We start from the raw sequence: 14,724 nt of genomic DNA on the forward strand, positions 1-14,724 counted from the left end.
CCTGCCGGGCACTACGCAGCGGCCGGGCCGCCTTCCGTCACGCCGTCACCCCATACCCCGGGCGCGCGCCGTGGGGCACGAAACCAGCGGAACGGGAGAATCCGAGACGTGGCTCGGAGCGCTCCGGCGCGGAATCGTCCACCGCGGACGCCGCACGAGCCGGTCGGCCTCGAATTCGCGGCGCGGAGAGGAGACGTCGGAAGACGACGAGAACGGCCGCCTCCGAAGTCGAGGAGAACGACTCCGGAGACGGCCGTGACGTGATTCACTGGTTCGGTGCGCGCTTCAGGCGAGGCCCGCCGGGGCGGCGGGGGCACCGTGCGAATCCCAGGATGAGGTGCACCGGGGTTTTCGAACGAGCGGGGGCGTAGGGGTGTGTTCCGTCACCGCCGACGCCGGGACGCGCGGCCGCCCCCGGCGGCAGGAAGAGAGCTCGGTCAGATCGCCTGCTCACCGGTCTCACCGGTACGCACCCGCACCACCGACTCCACCGGTGTCACCCACACCTTGCCGTCACCGACTCGACCGCTGCGCGCCGCGGAAACGATCGCCCGCAGCACCTCGTCGGCATCGACGTCGTTGACCAGCACCTCCACTCTGGTCTTGTCGACCACGTCGACCTTGTACTCGGCGCCGCGGTAGATCTCCGTGTGCCCCTGCTGCCTGCCGTACCCCTGCACATCGGCGATGGTCATCCCCCGCACACCCAGTGCGGTGAGCGACTGCCGGACCTCGTCCACCCTGGTCTGCTGGACGACGGCTGTGACAAGTTTCATCGAACGCTTCCTTCCAGTGCCTCGACCGAACCGTGCTCACTGGTCCGGGAACCGCGCAGTGTGTTGCGCGTCTCCCCGAAGTGGTAACCGGTCTCGGCGTGTTCCGTCTCGTCGATGCCCGCGTCCTCATCCGCGGTGCTCAACCGGAAACCGATCGTCGCGCGCACCACCCAGGCGATGCCCAGGCTCAGCACCAGCGAGTACGCGAACACCGCCAGGGCTCCCACCGCCTGGCGCCACAACTGGTCGAGACCGCCGCCGTAGAACAGTCCGGCCACTCCGGCCGGAGCGCTGGCGGAGGCGAAGAGACCGACCAGCAGGGTGCCGACGAGACCGCCGACCAGGTGCACTCCGACCACGTCCAACGAGTCGTCGTAGCGCAGCCGGTACTTGAGCTCCACCGCGAGCGCGCACACGGCGCCCGAGACGGCCCCGACTGCGATCGCCCCCAGCGGCGTGACCGCGGAGCAAGCCGGTGTGATGGCCACCAGTCCGGCGATGATGCCGGACACCGCTCCCAACGTGGTGGGTCTGCCGTGCCGCAACCGTTCGACCAGCATCCAGGCGAGCATGGCGGCGCTCGCCCCCACGAGCGTGTTCACGAACACGATGGCGGCGGTGGTGCCCGCGGTCAGGGCCGAACCGGCGTTGAAACCGAACCACCCGAACCACAGCAGCCCGGCGCCGAGCACCACGAGCGGGAGATTGTGCGGCTTGCCCGTCTCCTTCGGCCAACCCGAACGAGGACCGAGAACCAGCACGAGGGCGAGCGCCGCGGCCCCCGCGTTGATGTGCACGGCGGTACCCCCCGCGAAGTCGATCGCCGCGATCCGGTTGGCGATCCAGCCTCCCACCGCGGTCACCTCACCGGCGGCGTTGGTCTCGTCGAACGCGAAGACCCAGTGAGCCACGGGGAAGTACACCAGACTCGCCCAAAGCCCGGCGAACAGCAGCCACGGGCCGAACCGGGCACGGTCCGCGATCGCCCCGGAGATCAGCGCCACGGTCAGGATCGCGAACATGGCCTGGAAGGCCGCGAAGGCGAACGTGGGGATCGTGTCGGACAGCCCCTCCTGCCCGACCAGTCGCGACATCCCGAAGAACTCCGAGGGGGAGCCGAGCAGTCCCAGCCCGCCGAGGTCGGCACCGAACGCGCCGGAATACCCGTAGATCACCCAGAGCACCCCGACCACCCCGAGGCTGCCCAGACTCATCATCAGCATGTTGAGCACGCCGCGGGAACGGACCATGCCGCCGTAGAACAGCGCCAGGCCGGGTGTCATGAGCATGACAAGCGCGGCACACACCAGCACCCAGGCAGTGTCACCTGAATTCACGTCGCCTCCCGTACGATCCGGCGCTCCAAGTCGAGCCCGAATACTCGGCAACGCGTGTTTCCCCACGACGTTCTCGTCGTGTCGTGCCGATGAAGTTCGCCCGGCGGAGTGTTACGAACCGATTCGCACGGTCACCGGTGTGTTAACGAGACAGCTCGGGGACGGGCGGTAGCCCCGGCGAGGGCACGACCGACCGTCCCCGCGGCCTCGGCTCGGTCCGGCGGGCTCAGCCGAGCAGCGCGTCGACGAACGCCTCCGGTTCGAACGGCGCGAGGTCGTCGGCTCCCTCACCGAGACCGACCAGCTTGACCGGCACGCCCAGTTCGCGCTGGACCTGGAACACGATGCCCCCCTTCGCGGTGCCGTCGAGCTTGGTCAGCACGATCCCCGTGACGTCGACGACATCGGCGAAGACCCTCGCCTGGGCGAGCCCGTTCTGACCGGTCGTCGCGTCGAGCACCAGCAGCACCTCGTCGACCTGGGCACGCTTGTCGACCACGCGCTTGACCTTGCCGAGCTCGTCCATCAACCCGGTCTTGGTGTGCAGCCTGCCCGCGGTGTCGACGAGTACGGCGTCGACGCCGGAGTCGGCACCACGCTGCACCGACTCGAACGCCACACTGGCCGGATCGGCGCCCTCCTCACCCCGGATCACCTCGGCGCCGACGCGCTCGCCCCAGGTGCCGAGCTGTTCGACCGCGGCGGCGCGGAAGGTGTCGGCGGCACCGAGCAGCACGGAACGCCCATCGGCGACCAGCACGCGCGCGAGCTTGCCGGTGGTGGTCGTCTTGCCGGTACCGTTTACCCCGACAACCAGCACCACGGCCGGTTTACCTCCGTCGGCCGGGTCACCGTGCGGCAGCGCCTGGACCGAGCGGGACTGTGTGGTGGCCAACGCGTCCATCAGCACCTCCCGCAGCAACGCCCTGGCCTGATCGGGGGTGCGCACGCCGCGCGCGGCCACCTCGGTACGGAGCCGCTCGATTATCTCCGAGGCCGTGGTGGCCCCCAGGTCGGCCATCAGCAGGGTGTCCTCGATCTCCTCCCAGGAGTCCTCGTCGAGGTCACCGGCGCCGAGCAGTCCCAGCACGCTCTGCCCGAACATCGAGCGGGAGCGCGAGAGCCTGCCGCGCAGCCGTTCCAACCTGCCGGTGGAGGGCTCGATGGGTTCGATCTCCGCAGGGGAGGCCGTGTCCGCCTCGACCTCGGCGGTCGGGGACTCGGAACGCGCACCGGCATCCTCGACGGCGGCTTCGGCTCCTTCCGGAGCCCGGGGCGGCATCGTCCCGGTGGCTTCGGCGGACGCGGGCTCGCCGGTATTTCCGGCCTCCTCCTCGGTCCGCTCGAGCGGTGTGGCGGTGTCCGTGCTCCCCTCGGACTCCGGTTCGGACGGGCCCTGCTGTTCCGGGACGGCGGGACTCTCCGGCTCGGCAGGAGTTTCCGGAACGGTGGACCCGCCTGCCGGAGACCGTTCCCCGGTCGCGGTGCCGGAGGTGGTGGCATCGGAGTCGGTGGAGTCCGGCAGCGGCACGTCGACCATGCCGCGCCGTTGGCTGTCCCTGGGAACGGCGGCGTCGTCACCGACCCCGGGTTGTCCCTCCGTCTCGGTTCGATCCTCGACGGGGTGGGCGGGTGCGGTCGTCGTGCCGCCACTGGAGAGGCTGATTCCACTGCCCGCGCGATAACCACCCTGGTCCGCGGACGTATCCTCTCGCTCCCCCTGAGCGAGGCTGACCCGCCTGCGCCGGGCGAGCAGGATGCCCGTGCCGACGAGCGCGGCCAGCACCACCAGTGCGGCTACAATGATCAGGATCACATTCGTGGTGGACACACGTCCATCGTCGCACCCGGCACGGGGGCCACCGGACTCGACCCGTGTGAGGAATTCACCGACACGTCCGTGTCGAACTTGCGTTCCGACCTGGGGTGACCTACACCACCAGAATGGAACCGTGGCGGGTGATCGGTCTGCTTTCCGGAACCTCGATGGACGGCGTGGACGTCGCGGCGGCCGAGTTCCGGTTACGAGGGCACGAGATCGAGATGCTCCCGCTGGGGTACCGTTCACTGCCGTACCCGGAAGCGCTGCACCGTGAGCTCGTCTCCCTGACCCGGTCCGAGAAGTCCGACGCCTCGGTGTGGTGCCACTTGGAAGCCGAGACCAGCCGGATCTTCGCCGAGGCCGCCCTGCGCGGTGTCGAGGAACTGGCCGCCGGGCGCGCGGACCTGGTCGGCTCGCTCGGCCAGACGGTGTGCCACACCACCGTACGGGGGCGAACCACCGGCACGCTGCAGCTGGGTGGCCCCTCCCGCGTGGCGGAGGCCACCGGCCTGCCCGTGCTCTCCGACCCGCGTGGCAGGGACGTGGCCGCGGGTGGGCAGGGCGCCCCGCTGGCCCCCGTACTCGATCTGCTCTGGCTCGGTGGAGCGACCCCACCGCCGGATGACGCCCTCTCGCGAGGTGCCGTACTGGCGCTGAACCTCGGAGGTATCGCCAACATCACGGTGGTGGACGAGCGAGAACCGGTCGCCTACGACACCGGCCCGGGAAACGCGCTGATCGACGCCGCCGCCGAACTGGTCGGTGCCGAGAGCGGCCGGGACACCGACGGCGCGCTGGCCGCACGGGGACAGGTGCGCCCCGACCTGCTGGCGGCGCTGCTGGCCGATGACTACTTCCGGACCCCACCGCCGAAATCGACCGACAAGGAGCGTTTCGGAGCCCGGTACCTGCGCGACGCGCTGACCGGACTTCCACCCGTCCCCGAGCACGACCTGCTGGCCACGGTCACCGAGTTCACGGTGCGCACGGTCGCCGAGGCGTGTGCCGCGCACGCGGCCGGGCTGGTCGTCGCCTCGGGAGGCGGTGTGGCGAATCCGGTGCTGTTCGGCGGCCTCCGACGCGAACTCGGACGCCACGGCGCACGGCTGTGCACCAGCGGGCGCTACGGAATCCCCCCGGAGGCCAAGGAGGCGTACCTGGCCGCGCTGCTCGGCTTCCTCGGACCGCACGGGATCGCGGGCAACGTCGCTTCCTGCACCGGCGCGGCCGGCCCTCGCGTGCTGGGCAGCATCACCCCGGGGCGGTGGCCGCTGCGGCCGCCCACTCCCGTCGAAGCACCGGTGACCGCACTTCGGATCCCGGAGCCGGGCGCGTTTCCCGCCGCCGACCGGGAGGGCGCATGCGCATCATCGACCTGGCGGTGACGGGTGTCTATCTGGTGGCGATGCCCGCGCTGGGAATCCTGCTGGCCGGAAGGCAGCGGGGTACCGGTGACTACTTCCTGGGCGGACGCGACCTGCCCTGGTGGGCGGTCTGCCTGTCGGTGGTGGCCACCGAGACCTCCACGCTCACCGTGATAAGCGTTCCCACCGTGGCCTACCTGGGCTCGTTCACCTACCTGCAGCTGGCTATCGGGTACCTCGTCGGCAGAACGGTGGTCGCCTTCGTGCTGCTGCCCCGCTACTACGCGGGGGAGCTGGTCAGCGCCTACGCCTTCCTGGGAAAACGCTTCGGCGGGGGACTGCAGGGCACCGCTTCGGTCACGTTCTCGGTCACGAGGCTGCTCGCGGACGGGTTGCGCCTGTTCGCCACGGCCATCCCGGTGAAGGTCGTGCTGGCCTCGTTCGGGGTGACCGCGACCTACTGGCAGATAATCCTGGGACTGTCGGCCCTGACAGTGGTCTACACCTACTTCGGGGGAATCCGGGCGGTCGTCTGGGTGGACGTGGTGCAGCTGGGCGTCTACGTGGGCGGCTCGGTGGTCGCGGGAGCCATCCTGCTGGCCAAGCTCCCCTCCGACTGGTTCGACAGGGCGCTCGCGGCGGGCAAGTTCGAGCTGTTCGACATGACCGCGCCAGTGCTGACCAGTCAGTACTCCTTCGTCACCGCCGTGCTCGGCGGAGCGGTGTTCGCGATGGCCTCGCACGGGGCCGACCAGCTGATGGTGCAGCGGCTGCTGGCCTGCCGCACACTCGCCGACAGTCAGCGGGCGGTGATCACCAGCGGTGTGCTCGTGCTGCTGCAGTTCGCCCTGTTCCTGGCGATCGGTTCGATGCTGTGGACCTTCTACGCAGGCGTCGCCCCCGAACAGCTCGGCATGAGCAGTGGTGACGCGCTGTTTCCCCGTTTCATCGTGAACCAGCTGCCCGCCGGGCTGTCCGGGTTGCTGATCGCCGGGATCATCGCCGCGGCCATGAGCACGCTGTCCTCCTCGCTGAACTCGCTGTCCACCTCGACCGTCAGCGATCTGTACCCGCGGCTCACCCGCCGGACTCACGGCGATCGGGGAAGGTTGCGGCTGGCGCGGGGCGCCACGGTCGGCTGGGCTCTGGTGTTCGTGGTCTTCGCCTCGCTGTTCACCAGTACCGACAACCCGGTGGTCGAGGTGGGGCTGGGGATAGCCTCCTACACATACGGGGCGCTGCTGGGAGCTTTCCTGCTGGGGCTGCTGGTCGGACGGGCACGGCAGGCGGACGCGGTGGTGGCCTTCTGCTGCGCGCTGGCGGGGGTGCTCTGGCTCGCGCTCGGCGCGGCGTTCCCGGACGGGCGGGGAGGTCACGCACCGCTGGCGTTTCCCTGGTACACCCCGATCGGCGTGGCGATCACCCTGCTCGTCGGCGGAGCGCTGTCGCTGCGCCACCGCGGCGCACGCGAGGGTGCCGGGCGGGAGTCGGAGTTCTCCGAGGCCGGCTGACCGACGCTCCCCTCGACGGAGGGCACCCGAGCCGACGCGCCCCGGTAAGGCGCCGGGGCGCGTCCGGTGTTCAGCCCTCCCCCGCGTCGTTCGCCCCTGCCGGGGAGTCTGAGGGCTCGGTGGTCTCGACGGGCTCCGCGCCTCCCGAAGCCAGCCGCTGCGAGATGACGGTGGTGATCCCGTCCCCACGCATGCTGACCCCGTAGAGGGCGTCGGCGATCTCCATGGTCGGTTTCTGGTGCGTGATGATGATCAACTGCGAGTTGGCCCGGAGCTGGTCGAGCAGCCCGATCAACCGCCGCAGGTTCGTCTCGTCCAGCGCGGCCTCCACCTCGTCGAGCACGTAGAACGGCGAGGGACGGGCACGGAAGATCGCGACCAGCATGGCCACGGCCGTCAACGACTTCTCCCCGCCGGACAGCAACGACAGCCGTTTGACCTTCTTGCCCGGGGGCCTGGCCTCCACCTCGACACCGGTGGTGAGCATGTCCTCGGGATCGGTGAGCACGAGCTTGCCGGACCCGCCGGGGAAGAGCACCGAGAACACCTTCTCGAATTCGGCGGCCACGTCCTCGAACGCCGTGGAGAAGACCTCGAGGATCTTCTCGTCGACCTCCTTGACCACGTCGAGCAGGTCCTTGCGGGTGGCCTTGAGGTCCTCCAGCTGCCCGGACAGGTACTTGTAGCGCTCCTCGAGCGCGGCGTACTCCTCCAGAGCCAGCGGGTTGACCTTCCCCAGCGCGGCCAGGTCCTTCTCCGCGCGTTCGGCCCGACGCTGCTGGGTCTGCCGGTCGTAGGGCAGTGCGGGCGGCTTGCTCACCTGTTCGCCGCGTTCCTTGGCCGCCTCGTACTCCGCCATCTCGTCCGGGCTCGGCGGCACGGGGACGTCGGGGGAGTAGTCCTGCAGCAGATCGTCGAGCCCCACCCCGAACTCCTCGACGATCTTCGTCTCGAGCTGCTCGATCCGCAGCCGCTGCTCGGCCCGGGCCACCTCGTCCCGGTGCACCGCGTCGGTGAGCTTCTCCAGCTCCCCGGAGAGCTCGCGCACACGGTTGCGGAACGTCTCCAGCCGGCTCTCGTTGTCGGAGTGGCGCTGTTGCAGCTCGTCACGCTGCTCCGCCGCCGAGCCCAACGACAGTTCGATGCGTTCGAGCGCGGTGCGGCAGCCCTCGATCACGGTCTCGGCCACCCGCGCGCCACGCTGCCTGGCAAGGCGTGCCTGCTCGGCGCGTTCCCGCTGCTGCCGCTCCTGACGCGCGGAACGCCGCAACTGCTCGGCCCTGCCCTGCAACGCGCGCGCTCGCTCCTCGGCACTGCGCACCGCGAGCCGGGCGTCCATCTCGCGCTGGCGCAGGTCGTCGAGTTCGGCGGCCAACCGGTCGCGCTCCGTGGTGTCGGGCTCCTCGTCGTCGAGCTGTTCGGACTGGACCACCTCCAGCCGCTCCTGGAGTTCGGCGAGTTTGTCCACGGCCCGCTGCCTCGAACTCTCCACTTCGCCCCGTTGGGTACGCAGCCGCTCCACCTCGGCCGCCGCGGAGCGGGCCGCGTCGAGCAGGCTGGCCACTCGCTCGGAACTGCGCGCGTGGCGGACCCGGAGCTCGTTGAGCTGTTCCTGCGCGGCGCTGACCTCCTCCTCGCGCGCCCGCAGCTCGGACCGTGCCCCCTCCAGCGCGGCGCTGTGCCGTTCGAGCCCGCGCCGGGCCTCCGCCAGCTCGGACTCGGCCTCGTCCACCGCGGCCTGTATCTCGATCACACTTCGCTCGTCCGAGGCGGCGGAGCCGCCGCAGGCCCAGCTGCTCCCGAGCACATCCCCTTCTCGGGTGACGACCCGCACTTCCGGGTGCTGCCGCAACAACCGCTCGGCGCCGTCCAGGTCGTCGACCACCGCGATGCGGTCGAGCAGCACCGCCAGGGCGGAGTCCAGCCCCTCGGGGGCCCGCACCAGGTCCACCGCCCACCGCGCCGCGTCGTCCAGCTCCGGCCACCCGCTCCGATCGGGGGGAGCTCCGGAACCGACCAGCAGCCCGCTGCTGCCCGCCTCATCGGCCTTGAGCACCCGCAACGCGGTGGCGGCGTCGGAGACCCCGCGCACCGCCACCGCCTCGGCGGCCGCCCCCAGCGCCGCCGTCAGCGCGGCCTCGGATCCCGGATCGACGGTCAGCAACGCCGAGACCGAACCGAGCAGTCCGGGGACGCGGTCGCCCGCCGCCAGCAGCGCCGCGGCGCCGTCCTTGCGGTCCAGCCCCATCGACAGGGCCTCCACGCGGGCCTGCCAGGAGGCTATCTCGCGCTCGGCGGACCTCTCGGCCTCCACGAGTTCGTCCACTCGCCCTCGCGCCGCGTCCCTGGCCTCCACCGCGTTGGCGTGGCGCTGCTCGGCCCCGCCGTCGTCATCGTGCTCGGCACCGTCGGCCGCCGCCTCCTCGTAGGCCTGCTGCGCGGCGGCGGCGCGCTGCTCGGCCTCGGTGGTGGAGGCGGACAACCGCTCGATCTCCTCGTCGGTGGCGGCCACCTTGCTGCGCATCGACTCGACCTCGCCCGAGAGGCGGGCCGCTCCCTCGCGGCGGTCGGCTATGGCGCGCACGGCGGCCATGTGGGCGCGTTCGGCCTCCTGCAGCGCGGACTCGACTTCGGCCCGGTTGGTCACCACCTCGGAGAGTGCCTCACGGGTGCGCTCGGCCTCCTCGTTGGCGGTCTCCTCCCGTTCCGCGGCCTCCTCCGCCTCGGCCTCCAGCTCCTCGGGCTCGCGCTGCTGCCGGGGCTGCTCCGGCTCGGTGGTGAGGTGCTTGTGCCGCTCCTGGGCCAGTCGCAACGTACCGCCGAGACGTTCCCGCAGCGCGGAGAGGCGGTACCAGGTGTCCTGGATGCGCGCGAGCCTGGGGGCGTCGGCGCTGACCTGTTCGCCCAGCGCCTTCTCCTGCTCCTGGGCCTGCTGCAGTGCCCGCTCCGTCTCCGCGCGCTTCTCGCGGGCGGCCTGCTCGTTCGCCTCGTCCCTGGCCAGTTCGGAACGAGCGGTGACCAGGTCGTCGGCGATCAGCCGGAGCCGGGCGTCGCGCAGTTCGGCCTGGATCGTCTGTGCCCTGCGCGCGACCTCGGCCTGCTTGCCCAGCGGTTTGAGCTGTTTGCGGAGCTCGCCGGTCAGATCGGTGAGGCGGGTCAGGTTGGCCTGCATCGCCTCCAGCTTGCGCAGCGCCTTCTCCTTGCGCTTGCGGTGTTTGAGCACGCCAGCGGCCTCTTCGATGAGCCTGCGGTGCTCCTCCGGCTTGGCCTGCAGGATGCTGGACAACTGTCCCTGCCCGACGATGACGTGCATCTCACGGCCGATGCCGGAGTCGGACAGCAGCTCCTGCAGGTCGCGCAGTCGGCAGGCGTTTCCGTTGAGCTCGTACTCACTGGCGCCGTCCCGGAACATGCGACGCGTGATGGAGACCTCGGTGTAGTCGATCGGCAGCGCCCCGTCGGCGTTGTCGATCGTCAGGTTCACCTCGGCACGACCGAGCGGCGCGCGCCCCGACGTGCCCGCGAATATGACGTCCTCCATCTTCCCGCCGCGCAGTGCCTTGGCACCCTGCTCCCCCATGACCCAGGTCAGCGCGTCGAGCACATTGGACTTGCCGGAGCCGTTCGGCCCGACCACGCATGTGATCCCCGGTTCGAACCGGAGCGTGGTGGTCGACACGAAGGATTTGAACCCCTTCAGCGTCAGGCTCTTCAGATGCACCGCTGCTCAACGACCTTCCCGAAATGACGGCTGTGCAAGACCCGCGGCCCCGGGCGAAAACGGACGTGCCCGGAAACCGCACCGACCCGGTCTGAATCTTGGAGACCCGTGGAACTCACCGTTCGACGAACCCGGAGAGTTCACCACGTGGCTGTGCCCACTGCTCCGCGACGTGCTCGACAACCCCCGGTGTATCACCCGAACGAAGGAGTTCCAGCAGTCTTTCGCAGGCGTGTCGGGGTCCCTCGGCCACCACTTCGACACGACTTCCCGGCAGGTTCGTCGCGCTGCCGGTCAGCCCCAGTTCCAGGGCACGTGACCGGGTCCACCACCGGAACCCTACTCCCTGTACTCGACCGTGCACCCAAGCGGTCAGCCTGGTCAGCTCGGTGTTCGTCCCATCGGACATCTCCGACTCACCCTTCCTGTCGTGTTCATGGTCACCGCGCGAGGTGGTACCGATGATGCCTTCCGCTGGTTCCGGAGCGGGAATCACGACTCCCCCGAACAGCGGTTCACCCCCACCCCGATCTCGGGGCACCGGATAGCTACCGTAATGCGGACGAAACCGACCACCGTGAGGGTCCGCGCATCCACCACCGAAGAGACTGCGGCACCCGGCCCGCCGGGGCCACACCTACGGATTTCGAGGACGAGTGAGCAATCCATGGATCCACTCCACGAGGACCGGAAAGCCCTGTCGAAGCGTCTGGTGGCGCTCGCGGGCTCGGGAGTGATGATCGCGACGGCTTTCTCCACGATGGCGGCGATCGCGATGGGCAACGTGGCGCAGGAGGAAGCCTCGCTCCCCGGCTCGGTGGGCGAGGCGGCCGGGACCGCGAACTACGAGAGCACGAGCTCGGAACGCGACACGACGAGTTCGCGGAAACCGGACTCCGAAAAACCGGCCCTCGGCACACCGGCCGACGAGGCCGAGGGCGGCGAGTTGGAGGATCCCCACCCCGAGTCGACTGCGGCGGACACGCCCGACTCCTCGGCCGGAACTTCCCATGAGAACTCGAGCACTGGGATGAGCGACCCCACGGACGACAGCGGGCCGACCGGGAACGACGAACGGGACCCGAGTAACGAGGATCCTCAGATCTCCTCGACCGAGAACACCAGCCCGGAACAACCAAGCACCACGCCACCGGAGCCGACCACTGATCCCGATGAATCGAGCAACGAGGAGCCGCCTCCGAATGAGCCCGAGACGAGCTCGGAAAGCGCTCCAGATAGCGACGCCGAGACCAACGCGTCGGGCAGCACGACGGACGACGAGACCGAGGTAACGGCCAGTTCCGCACGGGAGACCTCGACCATCTCGTCCACCTCGCCCTCCGCACAGCGTCCCTCGGCGTCCACCACCGCGTGAACCGGATCGGGCCGACCGGTCGCGGCTAGCCGATGTCTCCCCGGACCACCAGATCGGCCCTGTCGCGGGTTCCGGCGATGAGCCGCGCGTTGCGCTCGTCGCTGCGCAGCACCCACTCGCGGGCGCGCTCGCGGGACAGGCCGTGTCGCACGTGGCGCGCGATCAACCGCTCGACCCGCTTGTCGTCGTCGGGCGCCAGGTACCAGCACTCGTCCAGCAGTTCACGCACTCCGCTCCAGGAGCCCTGGTCGAGGAGCAGGTAGTTGCCCTCGGTGATCACCAGCGGCACATCGGACGGAACGGCGATCGAACCGGCGTAGGACTCCTCGACCGAGCGATGGAACTCGGGGGCGTAGACCACCTCGTCGCCCTCGCCCTGCTCCCGCAGCCTACGCAGCAACGCGAGGTAGCCCGCCGCGTCGAAGGTGTCCGGGGCTCCCTTGCGGTCCTGTCTGCCGAGCCTGCGCAGTTCGGCCCCGGCGAGGTGGAAGCCGTCCATCGGGACGAGCACCGCGTTCCCCTCCAGGCGGCGAAGCAACCTGTCCGCGAGCCTTCCCTTCCCGGCTGCGGGTGGTCCGGTTATTCCGAGAACGCGACGACGCCCGTCGCCGAGGAGCTCGCGAGCGCGTTCGAGCAGCCCTTCCATGCCTTCGCGGTGGACGACCGGCGATCGTCGTGGCTGTCCCGGCACGTTGGCTCCTTCCCGAGCGACATCGACCCGGCGGGGCCGACCGCCCGACCCCTTCGCACGTGATCAGACTACCCGGCTCCGACGGGTCGCTTCAGTCCACAGCCTCGTGACAGGACCGGAACGTGGTCGGCCCGCGCTAGCCGGAAAATGCGCTTTTTGACTCGTTTTCGCAGGTATGCCCCTTTCATCGGTGATCGACATCACCGGCGGAACAGTTTCCGCGATGCGACAAAATAGTTAATTTAGCTAAGGAAATGTTTTCCGCGACCAGGAGCGCACGATGTGTGGTATTTGCGGCTGGATCGATTTCCGGAACGACCTCGAACAGCAGCGGGACACCCTCGACGCCATGTGCCGGACCATGGCGTGCCGCGGCCCCGACGCCTCGGGGACGAGCGTCCTGCGGCACGCGGCTCTCGGGCACCGGCGTCTGGCGATCATCGACCTCCCCGGCGGGGCCCAGCCGATGAACACGCGGACCCCGGACGGTGAGCTCTGCCTGGTCTACAGCGGCGAGACCTACAACTTCACCGAGCTGCGCGGCGAACTGCGCGGCCGGGGGCACCACTTCGAAACCGACAGTGACACCGAGGTGGTACTGCGCGGCTACCTCGAATGGGGGGAAGGTGTCGCCGAACGGCTCAACGGAATGTACGCCTTCGCCGTCTGGGACGGACGCGCGGACAAGCTGACCCTGGTGCGGGACCGGATGGGCATCAAGCCGCTCTACTACTACCCGACCGATAACGGCGTGCTGTTCGGCTCCGAACCCAAGGCGATCCTGGCCAATCCGCTGGTCGAGCACAGGGTCGACGCCGACGGCCTGCGGGAGCTGTTCGCCCTGACCAAGCAACCCGGCAACGCCGTCTGGTCCGGGATGCACGAGGTGGAGCCCGGCACCGTGGTCACCGTGGACCGGGACGGAACGCACCGGCGCACCTACTGGAGGCTGGCGGCCACCGAACACACCGACGGCACCGAGGCCACCGTGACGAAGGTGCGCGAACTGCTGGACGACATCGTGGACCGTCAGCTCGTCTCGGACGTGGCACGCTGCGTCCTGCTCTCGGGGGGTCTCGATTCCAGCGCGATCACCGCGCTGGCCGCGCGGCGGTTGGCACCGAGTGGCCAGGACGTCCGCAGTTTCGCCGTGGACTTCCTCGGCCAGACGGAGAACTTCGTCTCCGACTCGCTGCGCGAGACCCCGGACGGTCCCTACGTGCACGACGTGGCCGAGCACGTCCGCTCGCGGCACCGCGACATCGTGCTGGACCCGCAGATGCTCGCCGATCCCGAAGTGCGGCGCGCGGCCGTGGCGGCCCGGGACGTGCCGATGGGGTTGGGCGACCTGGACAACTCGCTGTACCTGCTGTTCAAGTCCGTCCGGGAGCACTCGACCGTCGCGTTGTCCGGTGAATCCGCCGACGAGATCTTCGGCGGCTACAAGTGGTTCTTCGACCCCCACGTCAGGGAGGCGGAGACCTTCCCGTGGCTGGCCGCCTTCGGCGGTCTCCACTCCCCGGGGCGGGAGATACTGGACCCCACGCTGGCCGAACAGCTCGACCTGACCGGCTACGTGGCTGAGGAGTACCGCCGCGCGGTGAGCGAGCTGCCGACGTTGGAGGGCGAAAGTGCCTTCGAACGCAAGATGCGGGAGATCAGCTACCTTCACCTGACCCGTTTCGTACGGATCCTGCTGGACCGCAAGGACCGCATGAGCATGGCGGTCGGCCTCGAGGTCAGGGTGCCGTTCTGCGACCACCGGCTGGTCGAGTACGTCTTCAACGCCCCGTGGGCGCTGAAGACCTACGACGGCAGGGAGAAGAGCCTGCTGCGCGGCGCCACGGCCGACATCCTGCCGCGTTCGGTGGTCGACAGGGTCAAGAGTCCGTACCCCTCGACCCAGGATCCGAACTACGCCGCCGAGCTGCAGCGGCAGGCCGGGGAACTGCTGCGGACCGACGACCCGGCACTGTCGCTGCTGAACGAGCGGTGGATCCGGGAGGCCGTGACGACACCCGCCGAACAGGTGGACGCCGACACGCGCAACGCGTTGGAACGCTTCCTGGACGTGTCGATCTGGCTGGAACAGCACAACCCGGAGATCAAGGTCTGATCACCCGTATC

General features: G+C 69.7%; 10 protein-coding genes. 4 read left to right on the forward strand and 6 right to left on the reverse strand.

Annotation, left to right across the window (positions count from 1 at the left end):
• Positions 1-437: 437 nt before the first annotated feature.
• The 3 genes from BLQ75_RS08495 to ftsY all read right to left on the reverse strand — a co-directional run bounded on the left by BLQ75_RS08495 (position 438) and on the right by ftsY (position 3,944).
• The gene (locus tag BLQ75_RS08495) at positions 438-776 is read right to left on the reverse strand and encodes a P-II family nitrogen regulator (RefSeq protein ID WP_092600334.1); all 339 of its coding nucleotides are present in this window, start codon (positions 774-776) and stop codon (positions 438-440) included.
• Positions 773-2,113, reverse strand: a complete 1,341-nt coding sequence (locus BLQ75_RS08500) for an ammonium transporter (RefSeq protein ID WP_092600336.1) — start codon at positions 2,111-2,113, stop codon at positions 773-775. The genes BLQ75_RS08495 and BLQ75_RS08500 overlap by 4 nt, the downstream gene beginning before the upstream one ends.
• Positions 2,114-2,339: 226 nt before the next feature.
• A complete protein-coding gene (gene ftsY / locus BLQ75_RS08505) occupies positions 2,340-3,944 on the reverse strand; it encodes a signal recognition particle-docking protein FtsY (protein ID WP_092600338.1) in 1,605 nt (534 codons plus the stop codon).
• 113 nt (positions 3,945-4,057) lie between these two features.
• Between ftsY and BLQ75_RS08510 the strand changes: the two genes are divergently transcribed.
• Positions 4,058-5,320, forward strand: coding sequence for an anhydro-N-acetylmuramic acid kinase (locus BLQ75_RS08510; RefSeq protein ID WP_092600547.1), 1,263 nt, complete (start codon positions 4,058-4,060; stop codon positions 5,318-5,320).
• Complete coding sequence (locus BLQ75_RS08515; protein ID WP_092600340.1) at positions 5,296-6,810, forward strand: sodium:solute symporter; 1,515 nt, start codon at positions 5,296-5,298, stop codon at positions 6,808-6,810. The genes BLQ75_RS08510 and BLQ75_RS08515 overlap by 25 nt, the downstream gene beginning before the upstream one ends.
• A 70-nt stretch (positions 6,811-6,880) precedes the next feature.
• Here BLQ75_RS08515 and smc read toward each other — a convergent pair whose 3' ends face one another.
• Both smc and BLQ75_RS08525 read right to left on the reverse strand, forming a co-directional pair.
• Positions 6,881-10,531: a chromosome segregation protein SMC gene (smc, locus tag BLQ75_RS08520; RefSeq protein WP_092600342.1), complete on the reverse strand. Its 3,651-nt coding sequence runs from the start codon at positions 10,529-10,531 to the stop codon at positions 6,881-6,883.
• Between the two features lie 115 nt (positions 10,532-10,646).
• Positions 10,647-10,940, reverse strand: a complete 294-nt coding sequence (locus BLQ75_RS08525) for an acylphosphatase (RefSeq protein ID WP_092600549.1) — start codon at positions 10,938-10,940, stop codon at positions 10,647-10,649.
• 258 nt (positions 10,941-11,198) lie between these two features.
• Here BLQ75_RS08525 and BLQ75_RS08530 point away from each other — a divergent pair, with 258 nt between their 5' ends.
• Entirely contained in the window at positions 11,199-11,906 is a 708-nt protein-coding gene (locus BLQ75_RS08530) for a hypothetical protein (protein ID WP_092600344.1), read from the forward strand.
• A 25-nt stretch (positions 11,907-11,931) separates the two neighbouring features.
• On the opposite strand, the gene BLQ75_RS08535 is transcribed toward BLQ75_RS08530, so the two are convergent.
• Positions 11,932-12,552: a nucleoside/nucleotide kinase family protein gene (locus BLQ75_RS08535; RefSeq protein WP_092600347.1), complete on the reverse strand. Its 621-nt coding sequence runs from the start codon at positions 12,550-12,552 to the stop codon at positions 11,932-11,934.
• A 325-nt stretch (positions 12,553-12,877) separates the two neighbouring features.
• Between BLQ75_RS08535 and asnB the strand changes: the two genes are divergently transcribed.
• On the forward strand, positions 12,878-14,713 hold the full coding sequence (gene asnB, locus BLQ75_RS08540; protein ID WP_092600349.1) for an asparagine synthase (glutamine-hydrolyzing): 1,836 nt from the start codon (positions 12,878-12,880) through the stop codon (positions 14,711-14,713).
• The last annotated feature ends 11 nt before the right edge of the window (positions 14,714-14,724 follow it).

Origin of the sequence: Actinopolyspora xinjiangensis (assembly GCF_900104475.1) — a bacterium.
Lineage (GTDB): Bacteria > Actinomycetota > Actinomycetes > Mycobacteriales > Pseudonocardiaceae > Actinopolyspora > Actinopolyspora xinjiangensis.

What these genes read in the sequence shown, in the direction of transcription:
- BLQ75_RS08495 (WP_092600334.1), bottom strand. Translation starts at nt 776, where the DNA reads ATGAAACTTGTCACAGCCGTCGTCCAGCAGACCAGGGTGGACGAGGTC.
- BLQ75_RS08510 (WP_092600547.1), top strand. Translation starts at nt 4,058, where the DNA reads ATGGAACCGTGGCGGGTGATCGGTCTGCTTTCCGGAACCTCGATGGAC.
- BLQ75_RS08515 (WP_092600340.1), top strand. Translation starts at nt 5,296, where the DNA reads ATGCGCATCATCGACCTGGCGGTGACGGGTGTCTATCTGGTGGCGATG.
- BLQ75_RS08525 (WP_092600549.1), bottom strand. Translation starts at nt 10,940, where the DNA reads ATGTCCGATGGGACGAACACCGAGCTGACCAGGCTGACCGCTTGGGTG.
- BLQ75_RS08530 (WP_092600344.1), top strand. Translation starts at nt 11,199, where the DNA reads ATGGATCCACTCCACGAGGACCGGAAAGCCCTGTCGAAGCGTCTGGTG.
- BLQ75_RS08535 (WP_092600347.1), bottom strand. Translation starts at nt 12,552, where the DNA reads ATGGAAGGGCTGCTCGAACGCGCTCGCGAGCTCCTCGGCGACGGGCGT.
- asnB (WP_092600349.1), top strand. Translation starts at nt 12,878, where the DNA reads ATGTGTGGTATTTGCGGCTGGATCGATTTCCGGAACGACCTCGAACAG.